This is a genomic window from Nonomuraea roseoviolacea subsp. carminata (assembly GCF_024172185.1).
Taxonomy (GTDB): Bacteria; Actinomycetota; Actinomycetes; order Streptosporangiales; family Streptosporangiaceae; genus Nonomuraea; species Nonomuraea roseoviolacea.
On the sequence record NZ_JAMZEC010000001.1, the window covers coordinates 872,977 to 893,449 of the forward strand.

At 73.2% G+C, this 20,473-nt stretch carries 18 protein-coding genes and 1 pseudogene; 10 read left to right on the forward strand and 9 right to left on the reverse strand.

The genetic code is table 11. The features are described 5' to 3' along the window. Positions 1 to 322 precede the first annotated feature (322 nt). The gene (locus HD595_RS04040) at positions 323 to 1,294 is read left to right on the forward strand and encodes an endo alpha-1,4 polygalactosaminidase (protein ID WP_253765698.1); all 972 of its coding nucleotides are present in this window, start codon (positions 323 to 325) and stop codon (positions 1,292 to 1,294) included. A 43-nt stretch (positions 1,295 to 1,337) separates the two neighbouring features. Here the strand turns inward: HD595_RS04040 and HD595_RS04045 are convergent, their stop codons facing one another. The 4 genes from HD595_RS04045 to HD595_RS04060 all read right to left on the reverse strand — a co-directional run bounded on the left by HD595_RS04045 (position 1,338) and on the right by HD595_RS04060 (position 6,106). After that, the gene (locus HD595_RS04045) at positions 1,338 to 2,390 is read right to left on the reverse strand and encodes an amidohydrolase family protein (RefSeq protein WP_253765700.1); all 1,053 of its coding nucleotides are present in this window, start codon (positions 2,388 to 2,390) and stop codon (positions 1,338 to 1,340) included. Then, the gene (locus tag HD595_RS04050) at positions 2,383 to 2,625 is read right to left on the reverse strand and encodes a family 4 glycosyl hydrolase (protein ID WP_253765702.1); all 243 of its coding nucleotides are present in this window, start codon (positions 2,623 to 2,625) and stop codon (positions 2,383 to 2,385) included. Before HD595_RS04050 ends, HD595_RS04045 begins: the two co-directional genes overlap by 8 nt. Before the next feature lie 6 nt (positions 2,626 to 2,631). Beyond that, a complete protein-coding gene (locus HD595_RS46585) occupies positions 2,632 to 3,576 on the reverse strand; it encodes a zinc-binding dehydrogenase (protein WP_253765704.1) in 945 nt (314 codons plus the stop codon). A 256-nt stretch (positions 3,577 to 3,832) separates the two neighbouring features. Beyond that, positions 3,833 to 6,106 (reverse strand): hypothetical protein, encoded by a 2,274-nt coding sequence (locus HD595_RS04060; protein WP_253765707.1) that lies wholly within the window; start codon positions 6,104 to 6,106, stop codon positions 3,833 to 3,835. Positions 6,107 to 6,310: 204 nt separating this feature from the next. Between HD595_RS04060 and HD595_RS04065 the strand changes: the two genes are divergently transcribed. From HD595_RS04065 to HD595_RS04090, 6 genes are read left to right on the forward strand one after another with little or no spacing between them, the layout of a single operon-like run. After that, a complete protein-coding gene (locus HD595_RS04065) occupies positions 6,311 to 7,342 on the forward strand; it encodes an SIS domain-containing protein (protein ID WP_253765709.1) in 1,032 nt (343 codons plus the stop codon). Continuing rightward, positions 7,342 to 8,220: a PfkB family carbohydrate kinase gene (locus tag HD595_RS04070; protein WP_253765712.1), complete on the forward strand. Its 879-nt coding sequence runs from the start codon at positions 7,342 to 7,344 to the stop codon at positions 8,218 to 8,220. Before HD595_RS04065 ends, HD595_RS04070 begins: the two co-directional genes overlap by 1 nt. Positions 8,221 to 8,233: 13 nt before the next feature. Next, positions 8,234 to 9,154, forward strand: coding sequence for a transporter substrate-binding domain-containing protein (locus tag HD595_RS04075; protein ID WP_253765714.1), 921 nt, complete (start codon positions 8,234 to 8,236; stop codon positions 9,152 to 9,154). A 28-nt stretch (positions 9,155 to 9,182) separates the two neighbouring features. Beyond that, the gene (locus HD595_RS04080) at positions 9,183 to 10,124 is read left to right on the forward strand and encodes an amino acid ABC transporter permease (RefSeq protein ID WP_253765717.1); all 942 of its coding nucleotides are present in this window, start codon (positions 9,183 to 9,185) and stop codon (positions 10,122 to 10,124) included. A 6-nt stretch (positions 10,125 to 10,130) separates the two neighbouring features. Beyond that, positions 10,131 to 10,898 (forward strand): amino acid ABC transporter ATP-binding protein, encoded by a 768-nt coding sequence (locus tag HD595_RS04085; protein ID WP_301309439.1) that lies wholly within the window; start codon positions 10,131 to 10,133, stop codon positions 10,896 to 10,898. Continuing rightward, positions 10,898 to 12,010, forward strand: a complete 1,113-nt coding sequence (locus HD595_RS04090; RefSeq protein ID WP_253765719.1) for an ornithine cyclodeaminase family protein — start codon at positions 10,898 to 10,900, stop codon at positions 12,008 to 12,010. Before HD595_RS04085 ends, HD595_RS04090 begins: the two co-directional genes overlap by 1 nt. 39 nt (positions 12,011 to 12,049) lie before the next feature. Here the strand turns inward: HD595_RS04090 and HD595_RS04095 are convergent, their stop codons facing one another. Then, a complete protein-coding gene (locus tag HD595_RS04095) occupies positions 12,050 to 13,141 on the reverse strand; it encodes an RNA-guided endonuclease InsQ/TnpB family protein (RefSeq protein WP_253765721.1) in 1,092 nt (363 codons plus the stop codon). A gap of 115 nt (positions 13,142 to 13,256) precedes the next feature. Here HD595_RS04095 and HD595_RS04100 point away from each other — a divergent pair, with 115 nt between their 5' ends. Then, positions 13,257 to 14,378 carry a LacI family DNA-binding transcriptional regulator gene (locus HD595_RS04100; RefSeq protein ID WP_253765723.1) on the forward strand — a complete coding sequence of 374 codons (1,122 nt, stop codon included), beginning with the start codon at positions 13,257 to 13,259 and terminating at the stop codon, positions 14,376 to 14,378. 31 nt (positions 14,379 to 14,409) lie between these two features. Here the strand turns inward: HD595_RS04100 and HD595_RS04105 are convergent, their stop codons facing one another. Next, positions 14,410 to 15,573 carry an NAD(P)/FAD-dependent oxidoreductase gene (locus HD595_RS04105; RefSeq protein ID WP_253765725.1) on the reverse strand — a complete coding sequence of 388 codons (1,164 nt, stop codon included), beginning with the start codon at positions 15,571 to 15,573 and terminating at the stop codon, positions 14,410 to 14,412. 147 nt (positions 15,574 to 15,720) lie between these two features. Further along, positions 15,721 to 16,659, reverse strand: a complete 939-nt coding sequence (locus HD595_RS04110) for a LysR family transcriptional regulator (protein WP_253765727.1) — start codon at positions 16,657 to 16,659, stop codon at positions 15,721 to 15,723. 130 nt (positions 16,660 to 16,789) lie between these two features. On the opposite strand from HD595_RS04110, the gene HD595_RS04115 reads away from it, so the two are divergent. Continuing rightward, positions 16,790 to 18,151, forward strand: a complete 1,362-nt coding sequence (locus HD595_RS04115) for an SWIM zinc finger family protein (protein WP_253765729.1) — start codon at positions 16,790 to 16,792, stop codon at positions 18,149 to 18,151. A gap of 34 nt (positions 18,152 to 18,185) precedes the next feature. Here the strand turns inward: HD595_RS04115 and HD595_RS04120 are convergent, their stop codons facing one another. Beyond that, positions 18,186 to 19,229 (reverse strand): LacI family DNA-binding transcriptional regulator, encoded by a 1,044-nt coding sequence (locus HD595_RS04120; protein ID WP_253765731.1) that lies wholly within the window; start codon positions 19,227 to 19,229, stop codon positions 18,186 to 18,188. Here HD595_RS04120 and HD595_RS47165 point away from each other — a divergent pair. Then, positions 19,228 to 19,413: pseudogene (locus HD595_RS47165) on the forward strand (CocE/NonD family hydrolase); the annotation flags it as partial. The gene HD595_RS04120 and the pseudogene HD595_RS47165 sit on opposite strands and share 2 nt — an antisense overlap. Positions 19,414 to 19,533: 120 nt before the next feature. On the opposite strand, the gene HD595_RS04125 reads toward HD595_RS47165, so the two are convergent. Continuing rightward, the gene (locus HD595_RS04125) at positions 19,534 to 20,445 is read right to left on the reverse strand and encodes a DUF72 domain-containing protein (RefSeq protein ID WP_253765733.1); all 912 of its coding nucleotides are present in this window, start codon (positions 20,443 to 20,445) and stop codon (positions 19,534 to 19,536) included. Positions 20,446 to 20,473 lie beyond the last annotated feature (28 nt).

The following is a 20,473-nucleotide window of genomic DNA, read 5'->3' on the forward strand; positions in this document are numbered from 1 at the left end:
CCCGGCCGTCACGTCGCGGCCACTCCCCGCGGCCGGCTCCCGGCCGCTTCCCACGGCCACTTTCTGACGGCCGGGACGGGCCCCGCGACCCATGCCGCCCCGCGCGGCGTGGGTCGCGGCGTTTCGGCACGTCAGCGCACCAGAAGACGTCCCGATCACCCGTCCCCCTGGATCGCTCCAGGAGCCGCCCCGCGCCGGGACGGCCGACCGGGACCGGGGACGGGGTTTCGGCGTTCCGGTTGACAACGCCGCGCGATCCTCGCTTTGCTTGTTACCGGAACTCCATTCCGCATTATGGAATACGACGTGATAGAAAGGTGACGTGGTGGTCAGCCTCCGCACGATCTTAACCCGGTTCACCGCGGTCACGGCCCTCGTTCCGGCCGCCGCGCTCGGCCTCCAGGCCCCGTCCCAGGCCGCGACGGCCACGTCGCCGTCGACGACGGCGGGGATCTGGCGGCCGCCGGTGGACAGCCGCTGGCAGTACCAGCTCCAGGGCAGCAAGACCTACGCCTCGACCGGCGGCGTCAACGTCGACATCTGCGGGGTGCCGCAGAGCGGCGGGGCGTGCGTGCGGCCGAGCGTCTTCGACATCGACCTGTACGCCGCCGCGGAGGTCGCCGGCAACAACACGACGCTCAACACGGCGGCCGTCAAGGCGATCCACGCCAAGGGCGCCAAGGCCATCTGCTACGTCGACGCCGGCTCGATCGAGGACTTCCGCCCCGACTACCAGGAGTTCGTCGACTGGCACAACGCGCACGGCAAGTCCCTGCTGGGCAAGCCGTTCAGCGACGAGTTCCCCAACGAGCGCTGGGCGAACATCAACAACGACAAGGGCCAGCGTGACTTCCTGCTGAAGATGATGGCGGCCCGCGTCGACAAGTGCGCGCAGGCCGGCTTCGACGGCGTCGAGTTCGACGTGGTCAACGCGCACGAGGAGGGCAAGTCCGTCACCGGCTGGACCGTCAGCCCCGCCACCCAGCTCACCTTCAACAAGGCGCTGGCCGCCATCGCCCACGGCAAGGGCCTGTCCGTGGCGCTGAAGAACGACCTCAGCCAGGCCGAGGAGCTCGTGTCCTCCTTCGACTACGCCGTCAACGAGGAGTGCTTCCAGTTCGACGAGTGCTCCGAGCTGAGCGTCTTCGTCAAGGCCGGCAAGCCCGTCTTCCACGTCGAGTACGCGACGGCGCCGTCGAGCTTCTGCGCCAAGTCGAAGACGCTGAAGTTCAACTCGCTCAAGAAGCCCGAGGACTACTCCCTGTTCGACAAGCCGTACGCGCCCTGCCGGTGAGCCGGTGGCCGGCCCGCGCCAGCGCGCGGGCCGGCCCTGGCCGTCATGCCAGCCGCGGCACGAGCGCGAGCGCGTTGGCGGCGAAGACACGTTCCAGGACGTCGTCCGGCAGGCCGAGACCGGAGATCGTCCAGCGGCCCATCAGCGGCGGGTCCTCCAGGGAGTGCGCGAACGCCTCGTCGGCGGTCTCCATGAACCGGAAGTGGATCCGGTAGACGTCCGGGTCGGGCGGGATCTCGTCGGTGCCGAACAGCACCCGGCCGGGGTGGCGGAGCATGAGGGCGCGCGTGGCGCGGGGCTGGCGTCCCAGCTCGGCGACGCGGGCCGCGATGTCGATGTGGAAGTTCGGGTACGTGTCCAGCATCCGGCTCGCGAAGCCGAGGTTCTCCGGCCAGCAGCCCGCGTGGACGCCGATCACCGTGGTGGCCGGGTGCCGGGCGACCATCGCCTCCAGGGCCTCCATCAGCCGCTCGAACGGCGGGAACCCGGGTCCGGAGAAGTTCCAGTCGGGCCGGGCGGTGAGTTGTTCGAGGCGTTCGTTGCGCTCGTCGGCCGGCTCGAAGAAGGCGACCGGGTCGGCGGTGTGCAGGGCGATCGGGACGCCGGCCGCGCCGACGGCCGCCCACAGCGGGTCGAGCCGCGGGTCGTCGAGCATGACCAGCTCGCCGCGGTGGTCGCGGACCCGCAGGCCCACGTCCTTCCACACCTTCAGCCCGGCGGCGCCCTCGGCCACGGACCGGGTGAGCTGGGCGGCCAGCCGCTCGCCGAAGCCGGGCTCGGCCGCCTGCGACCAGTCGACGTGGCAGAAGGTGGCGAAGCGGCCGGGGTGGGCGGCGTCGTAGCGCTCGATGTTCTCGGCCAGTTCCCTGCCCCAGCGGCCGTCCAGGTTGACCATGCCGCGCAGGTTCAGCTCGTCCATGAGGCCGACGAGGGCCGGGACGTCCCGGACCATCCAGCCGCCGTCCTCGGTCAGCCAGCGGCCGAGGTGGATGTGGGCGTCGACGGCGGGCACGTGGGCCCGCCGTACCTCGTGGACCGCGACCCTGAGCTGCGACACCGGCCGGTAGCGGGAGAGGGGCAGGTCCGCGTCACCCACGCCTGATCCCTTCCGCGACCGCGGCCCGGCGCTCGGCGTGGGCCTCGATCCGCGCGCCGATGCCCAGCTCGGCGACCATCCACCGGGCCATGGCCTCGGCGGTGTCGAGCCGGGCCTGGTCGATGTCGTGCAGGACGATCGTCGAGTCCGACAGCTCGGGGAAGGTCAGCAGGTCGGACAGGAGGTTCTTGGCGAAGGTGATGCTGCCGGCGCCGACGAGGACGATGCGGGCCATGGTCTCCTACCTCCCTTGCGGGGTGAGCAGGGCCTTGATGGGCGCGACGGCGCCGTTCATGAGCGCCGTGAACACCTCCGCGCCCTCGGCCAGGGGGAAGGTCTCGACCCAGCTCAGGTCCCAGCCGGAGACCAGGCCGAGCGCGCCGGCGAAGTCGGCGTCGTCGTAGGCGAAGGAGCCGAGCACGCGCTTCTCGCCGCGTACCAGGTCGCGGGCGTCGTAGCCGGCCACGGTGTCGGCCAGGCCGAGCCAGACGGCCGTGCCGCCGGGGCGCAGGCGGGCCAGCGACTGCTCGCGCGTGGCGGCGACGCCGGCCGCGTCGAACACCACGTCGTACTCGCCGGTCAGCTCGGGGCCCGTGGTGGCGGCGCCGAGCCGGGAGGCGATGGCGAGCCGTTCCGGCGAGCGGTCGGCGACCTCGACGGAGGCGGCGCCGCCGGAGAGCGCGACCTGCAGGCAGGTCAGCCCGATGGCGCCGGCTCCGAGCACGCCGATCCGCGCCCCGGACGGGCGCCCGGCCAGCCGCCAGGCGTGCACGGCGTTGGCGGCGGGCTCGACGACGCCCGCGGCGGTCCAGCCGAGCCCGCCGGGCAGCGGCACCACGGCGCCCGCGGGCACCGCGACGCGCTCGGCGAACCCGCCGGGCCGGTGCACGCCGATCATCCGCCGGTTGCGGCACACGTTGCGCAGCCCGGCCGCGCAGACGTCGCAGGTGCCGCAGGACAGGATCGGGTTGACCGCCACCGCCCGCCCGTCGTCGGTGCGCCCGGCGAACTCGTGCCCCATCACCAGGGGCGGCACCCGGAAGCCCGGGGTTCTGACGCCGTGCAGCTCGCTGCCGCAGATGCCGGACGTGACCACGTGGACGAGCACCTCGCCCGGGCCGACGTCGGGTTCGGGGATGTCGCGCGGCTCCACGACACCGGGCGCGGTGAAGACGAGGGCCTTCACCGCGGCCCGCCGGCGATCGCATGCGGCTGTTCCATGGAGCTCCTGTTCCGTATTATGGAATGATGTTCCGATGCAGGTGACAGCAGATCACCGAGGCTCAGAGCATGTCAAGTATCGGGGGCCGACCCTCAGGGGCGGCCACAGCGGACGCCGCGCTGTCCCGTACCGGTCGCCAGCAGGCTTTTCGGGCACTTCACGGAGATGTTCCGGGAGATGGAACGTCGCCCTGTAACTCAGAATCGAGTGGCCTGGCCGGTCACGCCGGGCGGGCGAGCCTGGCGAAGGAGAGGACCACGACCGTCGACAGCAGCCAGCCGAGCACGCTCGCCACGTTCAGCAGCGCCGAGGTCACCCGGCCGGCCGTGGTGCGCGTCTCCGGGTACCAGACGGCGCGCTGCCCCAGCGAGATCAGCGGGACCACGGTGTCGATCGTGTAGAAGACGGGGTCGAAGCAGCGGACCTGGCCGTCGCCGCACGGCCCCGGGCGGGGCGCGGCGCGGGACCGGGTGGCGCTGGCGTCGGCCGCCTGCTTGGTCTCGTCCACGGTGACCAGGCGGCCGTCCACCGCGTACACGTTGCCGCGGGGGTCCGTGGCCCGTAACGTCGCCTGCGCCGCCGGGATCGCCACCAGCGTCCCGACCAGGGCCAGCAGCGCGCCGAGCAGCCACAGCGTACGTCCCGGGCGGTAGCCGTAGCCGACCGTCACCCCGTACAGGACGTCCCGCAGGTCGCGCAGGAGACGGCCCGGCGTGCGCGCGCCAGGCGGCCGGGCCTGCCTGGCGTGCCTGCGCTGTTCCATGAGCAGCCGCTCGGCCTCCACCGGCCGGCCGTGCTGGCGGTAGACCCTGGCCGCCTGCTCGTACGGGCCCGCGTCGAAGGGCTCCATCCCGCGCAGCCAGTCGCGGCGGGTCCGCCAGTCCCAGGAGCCGTCGAACCGGTCGTACACGAAGCCCGCGATGGCCGAGCGGCGCGGCCACGTGGCGGGATCGTCGGCGAGCACGGTGGTGATCGCGCCCGTGAGGTCCACCGAGTCCGGAGCGGTCGCCCAGTGCAGGTCCATGCCGCCGCGCGCGGTCGCCGACACGCCCGTGAGGTCGCCGAACGTGCCGCCCGCGCAGTCGAGCCGCCCTTCGATGACGGCCCGGTCCAGCAGGACGGAGCCCTCGGCGGTGAATCCCCCGGCGAGCAGGACCGATCCCCTGACCATGGCCTGGCGCAGGGAGAGCGCCTCATGCCCGGGGTCGCACAGCCTGGCGCCGTGGGCGTCCAATGCGGTGCCTATCGTCGCGGAGCGGAAGATGATCCGTCCGCCACGTGTCTCCACCCGGCGCAGGTCCACGTTGCCGTCGATGGTCGAGCCCTGCGCCGCGACGAGCGTGCGGTCCTCCGGCCGGCTCCACCGGGTGCTCCTCAGGACGAGGTCGCCCCTGATGTGCGCGCCCGCCAGTCGCAGCGTTCCCTCGACGGCCACCCCTTCGGCCAGGACGAGGCTGGAGCGGAGTTCGGCGTTGGTCAGGTCGAGCGCCCGTTCTCCTCCGGCGGCGATCGCCGTGCCCTCGTGGATCCGGATGGTGCTGTACGTCCCCATGGACAGGTCGACGCCGCCGCCGATCCGGCACTCCCCCTCGATGCTGACATCGCCGTTCACCACGAGGCCGGGCGCGCTGACCGCGGTGCCGGCGCGGCGCCGGCTGCTGTAACCGGTGCCGGTCACGGCCCCGGCCGGCTCCAGGTCGGCGTCGCGGATCAGGAGCTGGCCGGCGATCCGCGCGTTGCCCAGGTCGAGGCGGCCCCGGATGAGCGGGCGGCGGCCCGTCTGGTCGGCGATGACGAAGACGCTGCCGCCGATCGTCGCGTCGCCGAGGGTCAGCCCGTTCATGAGACGGGCGCCGGTGAGGTCGAGCGAGCCCGCCACGTCCGCGCCGATGAGCCGGATGCCGCCGCGCGCCTCGAACCCGTGCAGCAGCCGGATCGTCCCGCCCACCCGCATCCGGTCGGCCTGCACCGCGCGGACCGCGCCGTCGATGACGGTGTCCACGCACAGCAGCCGCCCGCCGATCTCCGACTCGCACAGCCACACCGCGGCGCTGCACGAGGTGCTGGCCGAGGTCCACAGGTCGCCGCGGACGCGGGAGCGGGACAGGTCGAGATCGCGACGCACGCGCAGCCCGTTGGCCAGGATGCCGGGGACGTCGCACCCGTCCAGCACCAGCGCGTGCAGCTCGGCGCCGTCGAGGTCGAGCGGCCGGTCGAACGCGCAGCCCACGAACCGCAGCGGGAAGGGGACCTGCATGCCGCGCAGGTCGAGGCCGCCCTCCACGCGGAAGCCCTCCAGGGTCAGGCCGCGGGGATCGAGGTCCTGCGGGTCGCGCCGGAACAGCTCGCGCAGCAGGCCGCCGGTCACGACGAGGGCGCCGCCGTTGCCGTCACCGTGGGCGGCGCCGTCGTCGTCGCCGTTGTCGTCGCCGTCGAGCGGGCGGAGCGCCTCACCGGTCACGGCGGCGCGGCGCAGGGTCGCCTCATCGATCATGTGATCACCTTAGGCGCGGCGGGCCGGTCCGTCTTGAGGCCGCGGAGACGTGGCCGCGCGCACGGGTCGGTCCCTCCACAGGGAACGGAGACACGACCACGGGCGCGAATCGTCCGCCTCAACCGCGGCCAAGCCTTGACGCGCCCGCTCCGCGAGAGGCATCATCTACCCCAATCTGAGATCGATCTCACATTGGAGCGCAGAATGTCGCAGGTCCGCACGCCCGTCCGTCCGCTCGGAGCGATATCGGAGACCTTCCGGGCCGATCTGGACGCGGCGGTGACGCCTGAAATCGAGGCCCAGGTGACCGCGTTCGTCGACAAGGCGCTCACCCCGGCCACCCGGGTGATCTACCTCGTGGGCTGCGGCGGATCGCTGTTCATGTTCGGCGCCATGCGCTTCCTCCTCGAACGCTCCCCGATCCCCGTGGTCGCCCTCAACGCCGACGAGTTCATGCTGCGCCGCCCGGCCGCCCTCGGCCCCGGCTCGGTCGTGATCGCGAGCAGCACCAACGGCGGCACCCCCGAGACCGCCCGGGCTGTGCGCTTCGCCCGCGAGGCCGGCGCGCCGGTGCTGCTCGTCACCAAGGACCCGGACAGCCTCGTCGCCAAGGAGGCCGAGGACGTCGTCCTGCACCGCAGCGTCGAGGCCAAGCAGGTGCTGCAGGGGCTCATCGCGTACGCGCTGCTGCGGGCGCAGGGCGTGGCCGGCGACTACGACGAGGCGCTGGCCGTGTTCCGCTCCTGCTCGGAGGCGTTCGAGACCTCGGTGCGCGAGCTGGACGAGCGGCTGCGCGACATCGCGGCGGCCTGCGTGGACGAGCCGTGCGTGTACGTGCTCGGCTCGGGCCCCCTGGAGGGCGCGGCCCAGACCTTCGCCGCCTGCTACCTGCAGGAGATGCAGACCAAGCACGCGGTGGCCACCGGCTCGGGCGAGTTCCTGCACGGCGCGTTCGAGGTCGTCGACGGCACGGTGCCGGTGATCGTGCTGCTCGGCGAGGACGCCACCCGGCCGATGGGCGCGCGCGCCATCTCCTTCCTGGAGCGTTACAACGAGCGCAACCACGTCATCGACGGCGCCTCGCTGTCGCTGCCCGGGGTGCCCGCGCACCTGCGCGCCACGGTCGGCTCGTTCGTCATGGCGAGCTGCGTCACCGCCCGGCTGGCCCAGCACTTCGAGGCGTTCTCGGGCCGCCCGCTGAGCGAGCGCCGCTACATGTGGCGGGTCGAGTACTGATGCGGCTCGCGGCCGTCGGCGACAACATCACCGACTGCTACCTCGACGCGGGGCGGATGTACCCGGGCGGCAACTGCGTGAACGTGGCCGTCCACGCCGCCCGCGCCGGCGCGCGCGCCTCCTACGTCGGCTCGGCGGGGCGCGACGAGCGCGGCGACCGGCTCGCCGCCGCGCTGCGGGAGGAGGGCGTGGACGTCTCGCGCCTGCGCCGCCCGGCTGGGCCGACGGGCTACGCCACGGTCGTCAACGTCGGCGGCGAGCGCGTCTTCGGCCCGTACGACCGCGGGGTGGCGCGCTTCCGGCTCGACGAGGCGGACATGGAGTTCGTCGCGGCCCACGACATGGCGCACTCCAGCTACTCGGCCGACCTGGAGGAGCAGCTCCCGGCCCTGGCCGAGCGCGTGCCGCTCTCCTTCGACTTCGACTCCCACACCGGCGACGACTACGCCGCCGCGCTGATCCCGTACGTCACCTACGCCTTCTTCTCGGCCTCGCACCTCGGCGAGGCCGAGACCGGCGACCTGCTGCGCTGGGCCGTCGGCCCGCCCCACCACCGCGCGTCCCGCACGACCGGCGCCCGCGTGGCCCTGGCGACGCGCGGCGCGGCGGGCGCGTGGCTCTTCGACGGCCGCGAGCTGCTCGCGGAGCCGGCCGTGCCGGTCGAGGTGGTCGACACGCTCGGCGCGGGAGACACCTTCATCGCCCACGTCCTGACCGGCCTCGCGGCCGGCCTGGGCGGGCGCGAGACCCTGCGGCGCGCGTCCGCGCACGCCGCGCGGGTCTGCACCGCGCTCGGCGCCTTCGGGCACGCCGCGCCGCTCACCCCGGACATTCCCCGACACCCCGAAGGCTTCCGAGCAGCACAAACCCCCCAGTAGCAAAGGAATCGACATGACCGGTATCAGTGGTGGCCGCAAGGGCGTGGCCCTGATCGCGCTGCCGGTGTGCGCGGCGCTCCTCCTGTCCGCCTGCGGCGGCGGGTCCGGCGACGCCGCGCGATCCGCGGGCGCGCCGGCCCAGGCACAGGGAACGGCTCAGCCCGCCGGCGACCCCGCGGTCGCCAAGCTCGTCCCGCCGGACCTCAAGAGCGCCAAGGTCGCGGTCTTCGGGGACTGGGCGCCCGAGGAGTACGTGGAGAGCGGCCAGATCAAGGGCTGGAGCGTCGAGCTGGCCAAGGCCATGGCCGCCAAGATGGGCATCGCGTTCACCTACACGGCCACCGGCTTCGACATGATCATCCCGGGTCTGGACAACGGCCGCTACGACGTGGCCGTAGCCTCCCTCGGGGTCACCCCCGAACGGCTGGAGAGCCTCGACTTCGTCCCGCTGCAGAAGGAGGGCACCGCCTTCGGCTGGAAGAAGGGGGCGGGGCTGACCATCGCCCGGATCGAGGACGTGTGCGGCAAGTCCGTGGCCGTGCTCACCGGGGCCTGGGAGTACAAGTACCTCACCGAGCACAACCCGCGCACCTGCGGCTCCACGCCCATGAAGATCGAGCAGTTCAAGGACCAGCCCTCGGCCGAGCTGGCCGTCACCTCGGGCCGCGTCCAGCTCGTCGCCGCCGGCTCGGGCAAGCTCAAGTACAGCGCGAAGCAGACCGGCCAGCTCGAGACCTCGGCCCTGCTGGTCAACGCCGTCTACAACGGGCTGGGCGTGAAGAAGGACAGCCCGCTCGGGCCCGCGCTCAAGGCGGCGCTGCAGGCCGTCATCGACGACGGCACGTACGCGAAGATCCGCTCCGACTGGGGCGTGACCAGCGAGGGCGACCTCAAGACCGCCGTCCTCATCACCAAGGCCAACCCCGAAGGCTGACCCGCCCCATCACCGTGAGGAGTCGTCCATGACGAACGCCGGCAGCCCGGCACAGGGGACCGCCCACGGCGGCGGGTTCCGCAGCGCCGGGGGCGCGCGGAGGGTGCCGCTGCGGCACCCGTGGTGGTGGGCCGGAGGGGCGGTGCTCGTCCTGCTGATCGCGCTGTTCGCGCGGCTGCTGGTGACGAACGAGAACATGCGCTGGTCGGTGGTTCTGGAGTACCTGTTCGACCGGGAGATCCTCGGCGGCCTGGTCACCACCCTGGAGCTGACCGTGCTGGCCATGGTGCTCGGCCTGGCCCTCGGCGTGGTCCTCGCGGTGATGCGGCTGTCGGCCAACCCGCTGTTCCGCTCCGTGAGCTGGCTGTGGCTGTGGTTCTTCCGGGGGGTGCCGCCGCTGGTGCAGATGGTGTTCTGGTTCAACCTGGCCACGCTGATCCCGGTGATCGAGCTGGGCGTCCCGTTCGGGCCCACGCTCGCCTCCTGGGACACCAACACGGTCGTCTCGTCGTTCTCGGCGGCCATCCTCGGCCTCGCCCTCACCGAGAGCGCGTACGCCGCCGAGATGATCCGCGCCGGCATCCAAGCGGTGCCCAAGGGGCAGACGGAGGCCGCGCTGGTCGTCGGGATGTCCCGCTTCCAGGTGCTGCGGCGGGTCGTGCTGCCCCAGGCGCTGCGGATCGTCGTCCCGCCGATCGGCAACGACCTCATCTCGATGCTGAAGTTCACCTCGCTGGTCAGCGTCCTGGCCACGCCCGACCTGCTCTACAGCGCGCAGATGATCTACTCCCGCAACTATCGGACGATCCCGCTCCTGCTCGTGGCCACCATCTGGTACCTCGTGCTGACCACCCTGCTCACCGTCGCGCAGCAGCAGGTGGAGCGGCGGATGAAGCTGACCCGGGCCGCCGCGGGCGCGGCCGGTGACGGCAGACGGCTGCGCTTCCTTCCCTCGTTCGGAAAGGCGTGAGGCGCGATGCCCGAGATCCCCCTGCTCCGTGTCGAGAACGTCGGCAAGGCGTTCGGCCGGCACCAGGTGTTGCGCGAGGTGTCCCTGGACGTGCACGCCGGCCAGGTGCTGTGCGTCATCGGCCCCTCGGGCTCCGGCAAGAGCACCCTCCTGCGCTGCGTCAACCGGCTGGAGGTGCCGGACAGCGGGTACGTCTACCTCGAAGGACAGCCGGTCGGCTTCCGCTGGAAGGGCGACGGCCTGCACGAGATGACCTCCTCCCAGCTCGCGGCCCAGCGCCGCCGGATGGGCATGGTCTTCCAGAACTTCCACCTGTTCCCCCACCGCCGCGTCATCGACAACGTGACCGAGGGCCCGGTCGTCGTCAACGGCCTGGACCGCCGGACGGCCGGGGAGCAGGCGATGGAGCTGCTGACCAAGGTGGGCCTGGCCGACAAGGCCGGCGCCTTCCCCGAGTCGCTGTCCGGCGGCCAGCAGCAGCGCGTCGCGATCGCCCGCTCGCTGGCCATGCGGCCCGCGCTCATGCTCTTCGACGAGCCCACCTCCGCGCTGGACCCGGAGCTGGTCGGCGACGTCCTCGACGTCATGCGCGACCTGGCCCGTGACGGGATGACCATGGTCGTGGTCACCCACGAGATGGCCTTCGCCCGCGACGTCGCCGACCAGGTGGTGTTCATGGACGGCGGCCGGGTGGTGGAGGCGGGCCCGCCGGAGCGCGTCTTCGGCGCGCCGGAGCACGAGCGCACCCGCTCGTTCCTGTCGAGGGTGCTGTAGTGGACGTGCTGATCCTCTCGGACGCCGACATCCGAGCCACGCTGGACGCCGCCGAGGTGGTGGCGACCCAGGAGCGGGCGTTCCTGCTGGCCGGTGAGCCGGGGCGGGTGCGCGCCGCGCACACCCACCACGCGACGTTCGCCCCGGACGGCATGGCGTTCGCCCACGCGGCCGTGGCCGCCGGGGAGACCGGCGTGCCGTCCGCACCCGGGACCGGCATGGTGCCCGCACCTGGAACCGGTGTGGTGCCCGCACCTGGGACCGGCGTGCTGTCCGCACCCGGGACCGGTGTGGTGTTCAAGACCGGCACCCAGCACCCGGCCAACGCTGAGCGGGGCCTGCCCACGGTCCACGCGACGGTCACCGTCCACGACCCGGAGACCGGCGCGGCCGTCGCCGTGCTGAACGGCACGACGATCACCACGCTGCGCACCGCCGGCGGCCTGGTCGCCGCCGCCCGCGCCCTGTCCCCCGCCCTGTCCCCCGCCTCGTCCCCCGGCCTGTCCCCCGGCCGTCCGCACACCGTCGGCGTGCTCGGCGCCGGGGCCCAGGCGACCGAGTTCGTGCGCCTGATGGCCGCGCTGACGCCGGTCGAGCGGTTCCTCATGTGGAGCCCCGGGCTGCGGGCGCGCGGGGCCGCCCGGCTCGACCCGCGGCTCGCGGACCTGCCGATCGAGGTGGCCGCCTCCCCCCGGGACCTGTGCGAGCGCAGCGGCACCGTCGCCACCTGCACGCTCAGCCGTACCCCGGTGGTGGAGGGCGCCTGGCTGCGGGCGGGCACGGCAGTGCTGACGATGGGCTCGTACGCGCCCGACCGGCGCGAGATCGACCTCGCCTGCTCGGCGCGCGCCGCCCGCACCTACGCCGACCTGCCCGAGCAGGCGCTGCGCTCGAACGGCCCGGTCGTGGCGGCGGTCGAGGCCGGGGTGCTGGAGGCCGCGGCGGTGCGCCCGCTCGCCGCCGCGCTGCGCGGCGACCACCCGGCGCGGGCCGGCGACGGGGAGACGGTGGTGTTCCACAGCAACGGCCTCGGGGTCCAGGATGCGACGCTGGCCTGGCGTGCGTACACTCGCGCTCGCGCGAACGGCCTCGGCACCCGTGTCCGCCTTTGACATCCTCCCCCGCCTGAACGCGGGGGATTCCAACGGCAGCTACCCCACGAGGAGGAGGTCGCGTTGAGGTTCGCGGTGCACCGGCCCGGCAACCCGTGGCCCTTCCCGCACGGACACGGCATGCCCTGCCGCCAGCTTGATGTTCCTGGCCGCGTTCACATCAGCGTTGCAGGCGTATCCGCAGGACCGGCAGCGGAAGTCGGCTTGGCTCTCGCGCGACTTCGCATCCACGATCCCGCACACCGAACACCGCTGACTCGTGAACGCGGGGTTGACCTTGGCGACCCGCCCAGGCCCCTTGTGCTCCAGTCGTTGGACGAGCCGGCCCCACGCGGCGGCCATGATCGACCGGTTGAGGCCCGCTTTCTGGCGGACGTTCCGGCCGGGCGCTCCGATGGTGCCCTTGGCCGACGTGGTCATGTCGCGGATCTTCAGGTCTTCGACAGCGATCACGTCGAACCGGCGTGCCAGACCGGTGGAGGTCTTCTCCACCCAGTCCTTGCGCCGGTCGCTCTCCCGCGCCTTCAGCTTGGCGATGGCCTGCTTGACCTTGCCGCGCCGGTTCGACCCCCGCTTGGCCCGCGCCAGCTTGCGCAGGAGCCGCCGCAGGCGCGCCTTCTCGGGGTTGCGCAGGCCGGGAGCGTTCAGCATCTCCCCGGTGGACAGGGCGGCCGACACGGCCACACCCCGGTCCACGCCCACCACCTCGCCCGTGCCGGGTACGGGGATCGGTTCCGGGATCGCGGCGAACGCCACATGCCAGCGTCCCGCCCGGTCGCGGGTGATGCGGTAGGACTTCACGCCGTCGGGGACGGTACGCGACCAGCGAAACCTGACCCATCCGACCTTGGGGACCTTCACCGCGCCGACGTTGCCGGACAGGCGGCGTACGTCGCCCACCTTGAGCGCCTGCTGCTGCACGATGATCGAGCCCGCCCGCAGCCACTCGGATTCCGCTCGCGCCTCGGTCAGCTGGCGGCACTGCTCGGCGAACCTGGGCGCGCTCTTGCGCCCCGGCCGCCAGTGCGCGTGCTGCTCACACGCCAGATTCCACACGAACCGGGCGTGCCCGCAATGCTCGGCCAGCGCCTGCTCCTGGGCAGGCGTCGGCGTCAGGCGGTAGCGGGACATGCCGATAACCTACCGACCGTCACCGACAGAACCGGGAGCTCAGAGTGTCCGACCGTTCCGGCTTTCCTGCCCGCCCTGAAGGACAGGGCCTCCAGCTTGTAGATATTCGGTGATCGTGGCGACTGAACCCGGAGCGGGCTCGGGCTCCAGGCGGCCCAGCCTCAAGGACGTCGCCGCGCGGGCGGGGGTCTCCAGGGCCAGCGCCTCGCGCGTGCTGGGCGGCTACGGCTACTCCAGCCAGGACGTCGTCGACCGGGTGATGGCGGCGGTCCGCGAGCTGGGCTACGAGCCCGACCGCGTCGCCCGCACCATGCGCAGCGGCAAGTCGGGCGTCATCGGCTTCGTCTGCGCCGACATCTCCGACGCCTTCTTCTCCAGCGCCATGCGCGGCATCTGCGACGTGGCGCTGCGCGAGGGCGCGCAGGTCATCGTCATGAACACCGACGACAAGCCGGGCCAGGAGCGCGACGCCACCCGCGTGCTGCTGTCGCACAAGGTGGACGGCGTCATCATCACCCCGGTCTCGGTGCGCGAGCACGCCCACATCGGCGCCATCACCGGCGCGGGCGTGCCGGTCGTCTCGCTCGACCGGCAGCTCAGCGACATCGGCATCGACAGCGTGGTGGCCGACAACGAGGCCGCCACGGAGCAGGCGATCCGCCACCTCATCGGCCTCGGGCACCGGCGGATCGCCTTCCTCGGCTCGGTGCAGCGCGAGGAGCCGCCCGTGCTGCGCGTCGGCAAGGTGCGGGCGAACGTCGTGGGACCGTCCCGGCCCTCGCTCGACCGGGCGCGGGGCTACCTGCGCGCCCTCACCGCGGCGGGGCTGCCCGTGGAGCGCGAGCTCATCGCGTTCGCCCCGCACGACGCGCCGGACGGCCGCCTGGAGGCGGTGGCGGCGGTGCTCGCGGCCGAGCCCCGGCCGAGCGCGCTGTTCACGGCCGACAGCTACATGACGCGCAGCGCGTTCTCGCTGCTGTCGGAGCGCGGCATCGCGATCCCGGGCGAGATGTCGCTGATCGGGTTCGACGACCTGGAATGGACCACCCTGGTACGCCCGCGGATCTCGGTCGTCGTGCAGCCCGCGTACGACATGGGGCGCGCCGCGGCCGACCAGCTCTTCGCGCAGATCGCCCGCCCCGACGGAACCGGGGCCGGGACGGGCGCGGGGCGCGGGCACCGCACGGTGGTCCCGACCCGCTTCATCGAACGCGGCAGCGCCGGCGCGGCGCCCTGACCGGCGCGCCCCGCCGGACGGCGCCGACGCGTCAGACGATGTTGAGCTCGGGCCGGGCGCCGGCGAGGGCGAAGCGGCGGGCGTCGAAGCCGCTGACGTCCACGAACGGCTCCCGCCCCAGGTACAGGTCGCGCACCACCTCACCGACCGCCGGGCTCATCAGGAAGCCGTGGCCGGAGAACCCGGTGGCGTAGATGAACCGATCCACCTCGGGGGCGACGCCGATGAGGGCGTTGTGGTCGGGCGTCACCTCGTACAGGCCGGCCCAGCCGGTGGCGATGCCGGTCTCCATGAGCGCCGGGGCGCGGCGGGCCATGGCCTCGCCCAGCCGCGGCAGCCAGGCGTCGGAACGGTCGAGCTTGAACCCGGGCGTCTCGTCGGGGTCGGACATGCCGAGCAGCAGGCCGGGCCCCTCGCGATGGAAGTAGAACGTGGTGCCGAAGTCGATGGTGAACGCCGTCGGCGGCAGGTCCGGGACCGGCTCGGTGACCAGCACCTGGCGGCGCAGCGGGGTCACCGGCAGGTCCACGCCCACCCACGCGCCCACGGGGGCCGACCAGGCGCCGGCCGCGCAGACGACGGTGTCGGTCTCGATGCGGCCGCCCTCGGTCAGGACGGCGGTGATGCGCCCGTCCACGGTCTCGACGCCGGTGGCGGCGCAGTTCGGCAGCAGTCGCGCGCCGAGCCTGCGGGCCGCGCCCGCGTAGCCGAGGACGACCGACTCGGGCGTGCAGTGGCCGTCGGTGGGCGAGTACGCGGCGCCGAGCAGCCCGTCGGTGTCGATGAGCGGCGACAGCTCGGCGGCCTCGCGCAGCGAGATCATCCGGCTGGGCACCCCGAGGTCGTTCTGGATCGCGACGTTCTTCTCGAACTCGGCGACGGCCGCGGGCGTGTCGAGCAGGAACAGGTAGCCCGGCTTGTGCAGGTCGATCTCCTGGCCGAACCGCTCGGCGAAGGCGTCGAACGTCTCCAGGCTGCGTACGGCCAGCTCGATGTTGACCCGGTCGGAGAACTGCGCGCGCACTCCCCCGGCGGCCTTCGAGGTCGAGCCGGAGCCCAGCGGTCCCTTGTCGACGAGCACCACGTCCGGGACCCCGGCGGCGGCCAGCGCGTAGGCCGAGCTGACGCCCATGGCGCCGCCCCCGATGATCACGACCGAGGCTCGCGACGGCAGCTCGCGCCCGGACTCGTTCATGGGACGGCTCCTTCCTGCGTCATGGGGCATGGTGTGTCCAGCATCGCGGAGGGGGCGACGCCGGAGGAAGCGGCCGAGCGCGGGCATCTGTGGGCGTGGCGGAAGAACTTCTTATGCTTCATCGCCGCTGGTCCGCGCAGGTGAGCTTCATCGCTGCTGCTCCGCGAAGGCGAGGCCGGGCAGGACGCCGCCCAGCCGGGCCGCCGCCCGGCGCAGGGCGCGCACCGCGCCGGTGATCGCCGGGTTGGTGGTCTCGGAACGGTACACGGCGCCGATGCGGCGGCGCGCGCCTACCCCGTCGAGCCGGGCGGCGGCCACGCCGTCGCTGGGCTGGTGGGCGAGCGCCGGGACGAGGGCGACGCCCAGACCGGAGCGGACGAAGCCGCGGATGACGCCGTAGTCGTTGCTGCGGTAGTCGACCTGCGGCTGGTAGCCCGCCTGGGCGCACAGGCCGCGCAGGAACGCGGCCCCGGCCGTGCCCTCCCGGGTCGCCACCCAGGTCTCGTGCTTGAGGTCGTCGAGACCGACGGCCCCGGCGCCGGCCAGGGAGTGCCGCTCGGGCAGTAGCACCAGCAGCTCCTCCTCCAGCAGCCGGACCTGGTGCAGGTCCCTCGGCCAGGCGCGGGGCACCAGGTCGTACCGGTAGACCAGCGCCATGTCCAGCTCCCCGGCGCGGACGAGCGGGATCAGCTCGTCCGGCTCGCCCTCGTCGAGCAGGGTCTCCACGGCCGGGTGCGACTGGGCGTACCCGGCCAGCGCGATCGGCAGGAGCCGCTGGCTGGCCGTGGGGAAGCTGCCCAGCCGGAGCCGGCCGATCGTGCCCTCGCACAGGCCGCGGACGTCCTCCTCCAGGGCGTCCAGCGCCGACAGCACGTCCACGGAGCGCTGGACGAGGTAGCGGGCCGCCGGGGTCGGCGTGATCGTGTGCGCGCCGCGCTCGAACAGCGGCACCTTGACCACGCGTTCCAGCGCGGCGATCTGCTGCGAGACCGCGGAGCCGGTGTAACCGAGGCTCCTGGCCGCGGCGGCGAACGACCCGGCGTTCAGCACGGCGGCCAGCGTCCGGAGGTGCACCGGGTTGAGCATCAGCAGATCTGTCCTTACATGTACCAATTACCGCTATTCTCCCGTACCTCCAGGCCCGTGAACAGCCACAACCCACATGCCGGACACGCACGCCGGGCTTTTGTCGGTGGTGGTCCCTACTGTCCCGGCCATGAGCCAAGCCACGCAGACCTACAGCTACGCCGCGCCCTCCGCGATGGTGGACGGGCGCCTCGGACTTTCCACCTCCGGCGGCCGGGCCCTCAGCGGCCCGGCCGTGGCGCCCCGGTTCTTCAGCGGGCTGGTGACCCAGGCCGCGCCCGCCGCCGCCGCGCTGCTGGGCGTGGCCGACGTGGCCCTCGCCCGCTACCACCAGCCGCGTCCTGGCTGGACCCGCGACCCGGTCGTCACCTGCGGCGGCGACCGGCTGCGGTTCGAGTCGTTCTCCGCCTGCGGCGGCGTCTACGCCCGGCTCGACCTGCTCGGCGGCGCCCTGGACGGCGAGGTCTTCGACCGGGGCACCACCAACGTCGACGTCAACGGCCCGCTGCGCGAGGCGCTGGCCAGGGTCGGCGGGCGCGACCCGCTGCACCTGGGTGTCGGGGCCGACGAGCTGGTCGTCACCACGCTCGACGGCGCGGTCGTGGAGAAGAAGGTGCCGCTGCCGGAGCGGTGGCTGCGCGGCTTCGCCGAGGTCCAGGTCATCGCGGCGGGCATGGACCTGCGGGCGGAGCTGACCGGCATGAGCGCCGTACGGTTCCTGCGGTCGCTGCCCAAGCGCGCCACGGCCGACCTGTGGGTCGCCCCGGCGGGCCGCGACCTGCGCGTCACCGACCGGTCCGGCGCGGGCGCGGTGTGCCTGTCCGGCGCGGGGCGCCTGGCCACGCTGCACCCCCTGCTGCGCTTCGCCAAGAGCCTCAAGGTGTACGGCCCGGCGGCCGGCGACGGTCCGCTGTCGAGCGCCTGGGAGCTGGAGCTGCCCGGCATGCGCTACACCCTCGCCCTGTCGCCGGAGCGCTGGCGCGGCTTCTCCGGCGAGGGCGCCGTGCTGGCCGACCTGGCCACCGAAGAGGCCGAGGCCGACGCCGACGTGGTGGGCATGCTGCTCAACTTCGAGCCGGAGGTGGAGATCGGCCTGCTCGCCGACCGCGCCGGCCTGCCCGTGGACCGGGTCCGGGCCGCGCTCACCCAGCTCGGCACGGCCGGCCGCGTGGGCTACGACCTGTCCGAGGCCGCGCACTTCCACCGCGAGCTGCCCTACGACCGCGAGCACGTCCAGCACCTCAACCCGCGCCTCACCTCGGCCAGGAAGCTCGTCGAGGGCGGCGCCGTGCGGCTCGACGGCGACGTGGCGCTGGTGCGCACCGACGGCGGGCTGCGCGAGGTCAGGCTGTCGGACGGCTCGTGCACCTGCCCGTGGTGGTGGGACCACCGAGGCTCGCGCGGGCCGTGCAAGCACGTGCTGGCCGCCCGCATCGCCGCCCGGGCCACCGACGACGTATCGACCGACGTGCCCGCTGACGTGCTCGGGTGACCACGAGGAGACGGGTCGGCCTCTGAGAGGCGGGTCAGCGGCGCACGCTGGAGCCGCGGATGACCAGCTCCGGGTCGAACAGCACCTGCCGGTGCCGGTGGCGCTCGCCCTCGTCGATCTCCTCCAGCAGCAGCTCGGCGGCGACCCGGCCGAGCTCCTGGCGCGGCTGCCGGATCGACGACAGCGGCACCGCCGCCGCGGCGGCGTAGTCGATGTCGTCGTAACCGATGAGCGCCACGTCACCGGGGATCCGCACCCCGGCGGCGGTGAGCCCCTGCATGAGGCCGAGCGCGAGCAGGTCGTTGGCGCAGAACAGCGCCGTGGGCCGTTCGGGTGCGGGCATCGCGGCCAGCCGCTCGGCGGCGTGCCGTCCGGAGGCGAAGCTCAGCGACGGCACCTCGATCAGCGTGAGCGACGGCGCCTCGGCGCCGCCCTCCTCCTGGCCGCCGGTGCGTGCCGCGGCCTCCACCGCCTGGGCGGCCCCCTTGTGCCGCTCGGCGACCTGGCTGATCGACCAGGAGCCGCCCACGAAGCCCAGCCGCCGGTGACCCTGCGCGAGCAGGTGCTCGGCGGCGAGCCGGCCGCCGAGCACGTCGTCCACGGCGACCGAGCAGCGGTTGCGCCGCGTGGCCCGGTGGTCGAGCAGCACCACCGGCGTGCCGCGCCCGATGATCTGCTCCAGCCGCTCGTTCTCCCGCTCGACGGGCGTGATGAGGATGCCCTGGACGCGCTGCTCCTCCAGGTGGTGCAGGTAGCGCTGCTCGCGCGGCCCGTCCTGGTCGCTGTTGCAGAGCGTGACGATCATCCCGTGGTCGGCGGCGACCGCCTCCACGCCCTTGGCCACGTCGGTGAAGAACGGGTTGGTGACGTCCAGCACCACCAGGCCCAGGGTGCGCGTACGGCCGGAGCGCAGCGCCCGGGCCGACTCGTTGCGCACGAAGCCGAGCTCGTTCATGGCGTTGAGCACCCGCTCGCGCGTGGCGGGCGAGACCGCGTCGGGGCGGTTGAGCACGTTGCTGACCGTCCCCACGGACACGCCGGCCAGCTTGGCGACCTCCTTGATGCTCGCTATCGCCATGGCTCCTCACACGGACGGGTCACGCCAGGATCGTGCGTCAGCGTACGGGACGTTCGACCCGTACGTGGACGAGACCGAGGACGGGCTCGACACCGTCGCCTGGGTACGGGCGCAGGGCTTCTGCGACGGGCGGGTCGGCATGTGCGGCGCGTCGTACATCGGCGCCACCCGGCTCCTCGCGGCCCGGGTGGCGCCCGGCGGGCGCGCGTACGGGGCGGTGGACGGGAGCCTGCGGGCCCGCTACCCGCACGGCACGGACCGGGAGGTGCCGCTGTCGTGGAGACGGTCTCGTTCGCCGGAGCGCCTAGGGACCGTCCGGTGGCGGGATGACGTCGGCGCCGAGCCCTTCCAGCAGCTCGGCCAGACGGGCGGCGTTGCGCTGGGAGTTGTCGGCGCAGCAGTTGTTGGTGAGCACGTGCGTGATGGCGGCCTCCTGCGACAGCGCCGCGATCCGGCCGGCCCAGTCCCGCAGCTCCTCCTCCGCGTACAGGTAGCCGAACCGCTCCTCGATGACCCGGCTCGTCCACTTGTCCGAATGGCCGTGCAGGCGCACCACGGCCAGGTCGGAGGTCGCGGCCAGTACGGGCGGCACGGACGACGCGTGGCCCTGGGGCATGTCCACCCCCACGTACGGCAGGTCGTGGTCGGCGAGGAAGCCGAGCGTCTCGCGGCGGTGCTCGTCGTCCAGCCACGCCGCGTTGCGGAACTCCACGCAGATCCGGGCCGGCCGGCAACGGTCACGGCATTCGAGGATGTACCGGCGGCTCGCGCTCCCGGGCCGGAACCACGGCGGGAACTGGAACAGCACCGCCCCCAGCTTCCCCGCCTCCCGTAACGGCCGCAGCGCGCCCAGGAACCGGCTCCACACCTGCTCGGCCACGTCCTCCGGCACGTCCCGCAGGTAGAGGGAGCGCCGCGGCTCACCGAGCGCCGCCCGTAAGTCCTTGTACAGCGCGTCGGGCCGGGTGGGGTGGTGGGTGAGCAGGGAGAACGCCTTGACATTGAAGGTGAAGTCACCGGGGGTGCGGTCCCGCCACGACGCCGCGGTCCGCTCGGAGGGCGGGTGGTAGTAGGTGGCGTCCACCTCGACCAGGGGGAACCGGGAGGCGTAGAAACGGAGGCGGGCCTCGGGCGTGGTCGCCTCGGGGGGATACCAGCCTGAGGCGAGCAGCGACTTGTCGGTCCACGAGGCCGTACCGACGAGGATCTTGCCCATGACGTCACCGTAGGTTGCGAGGGTTGGG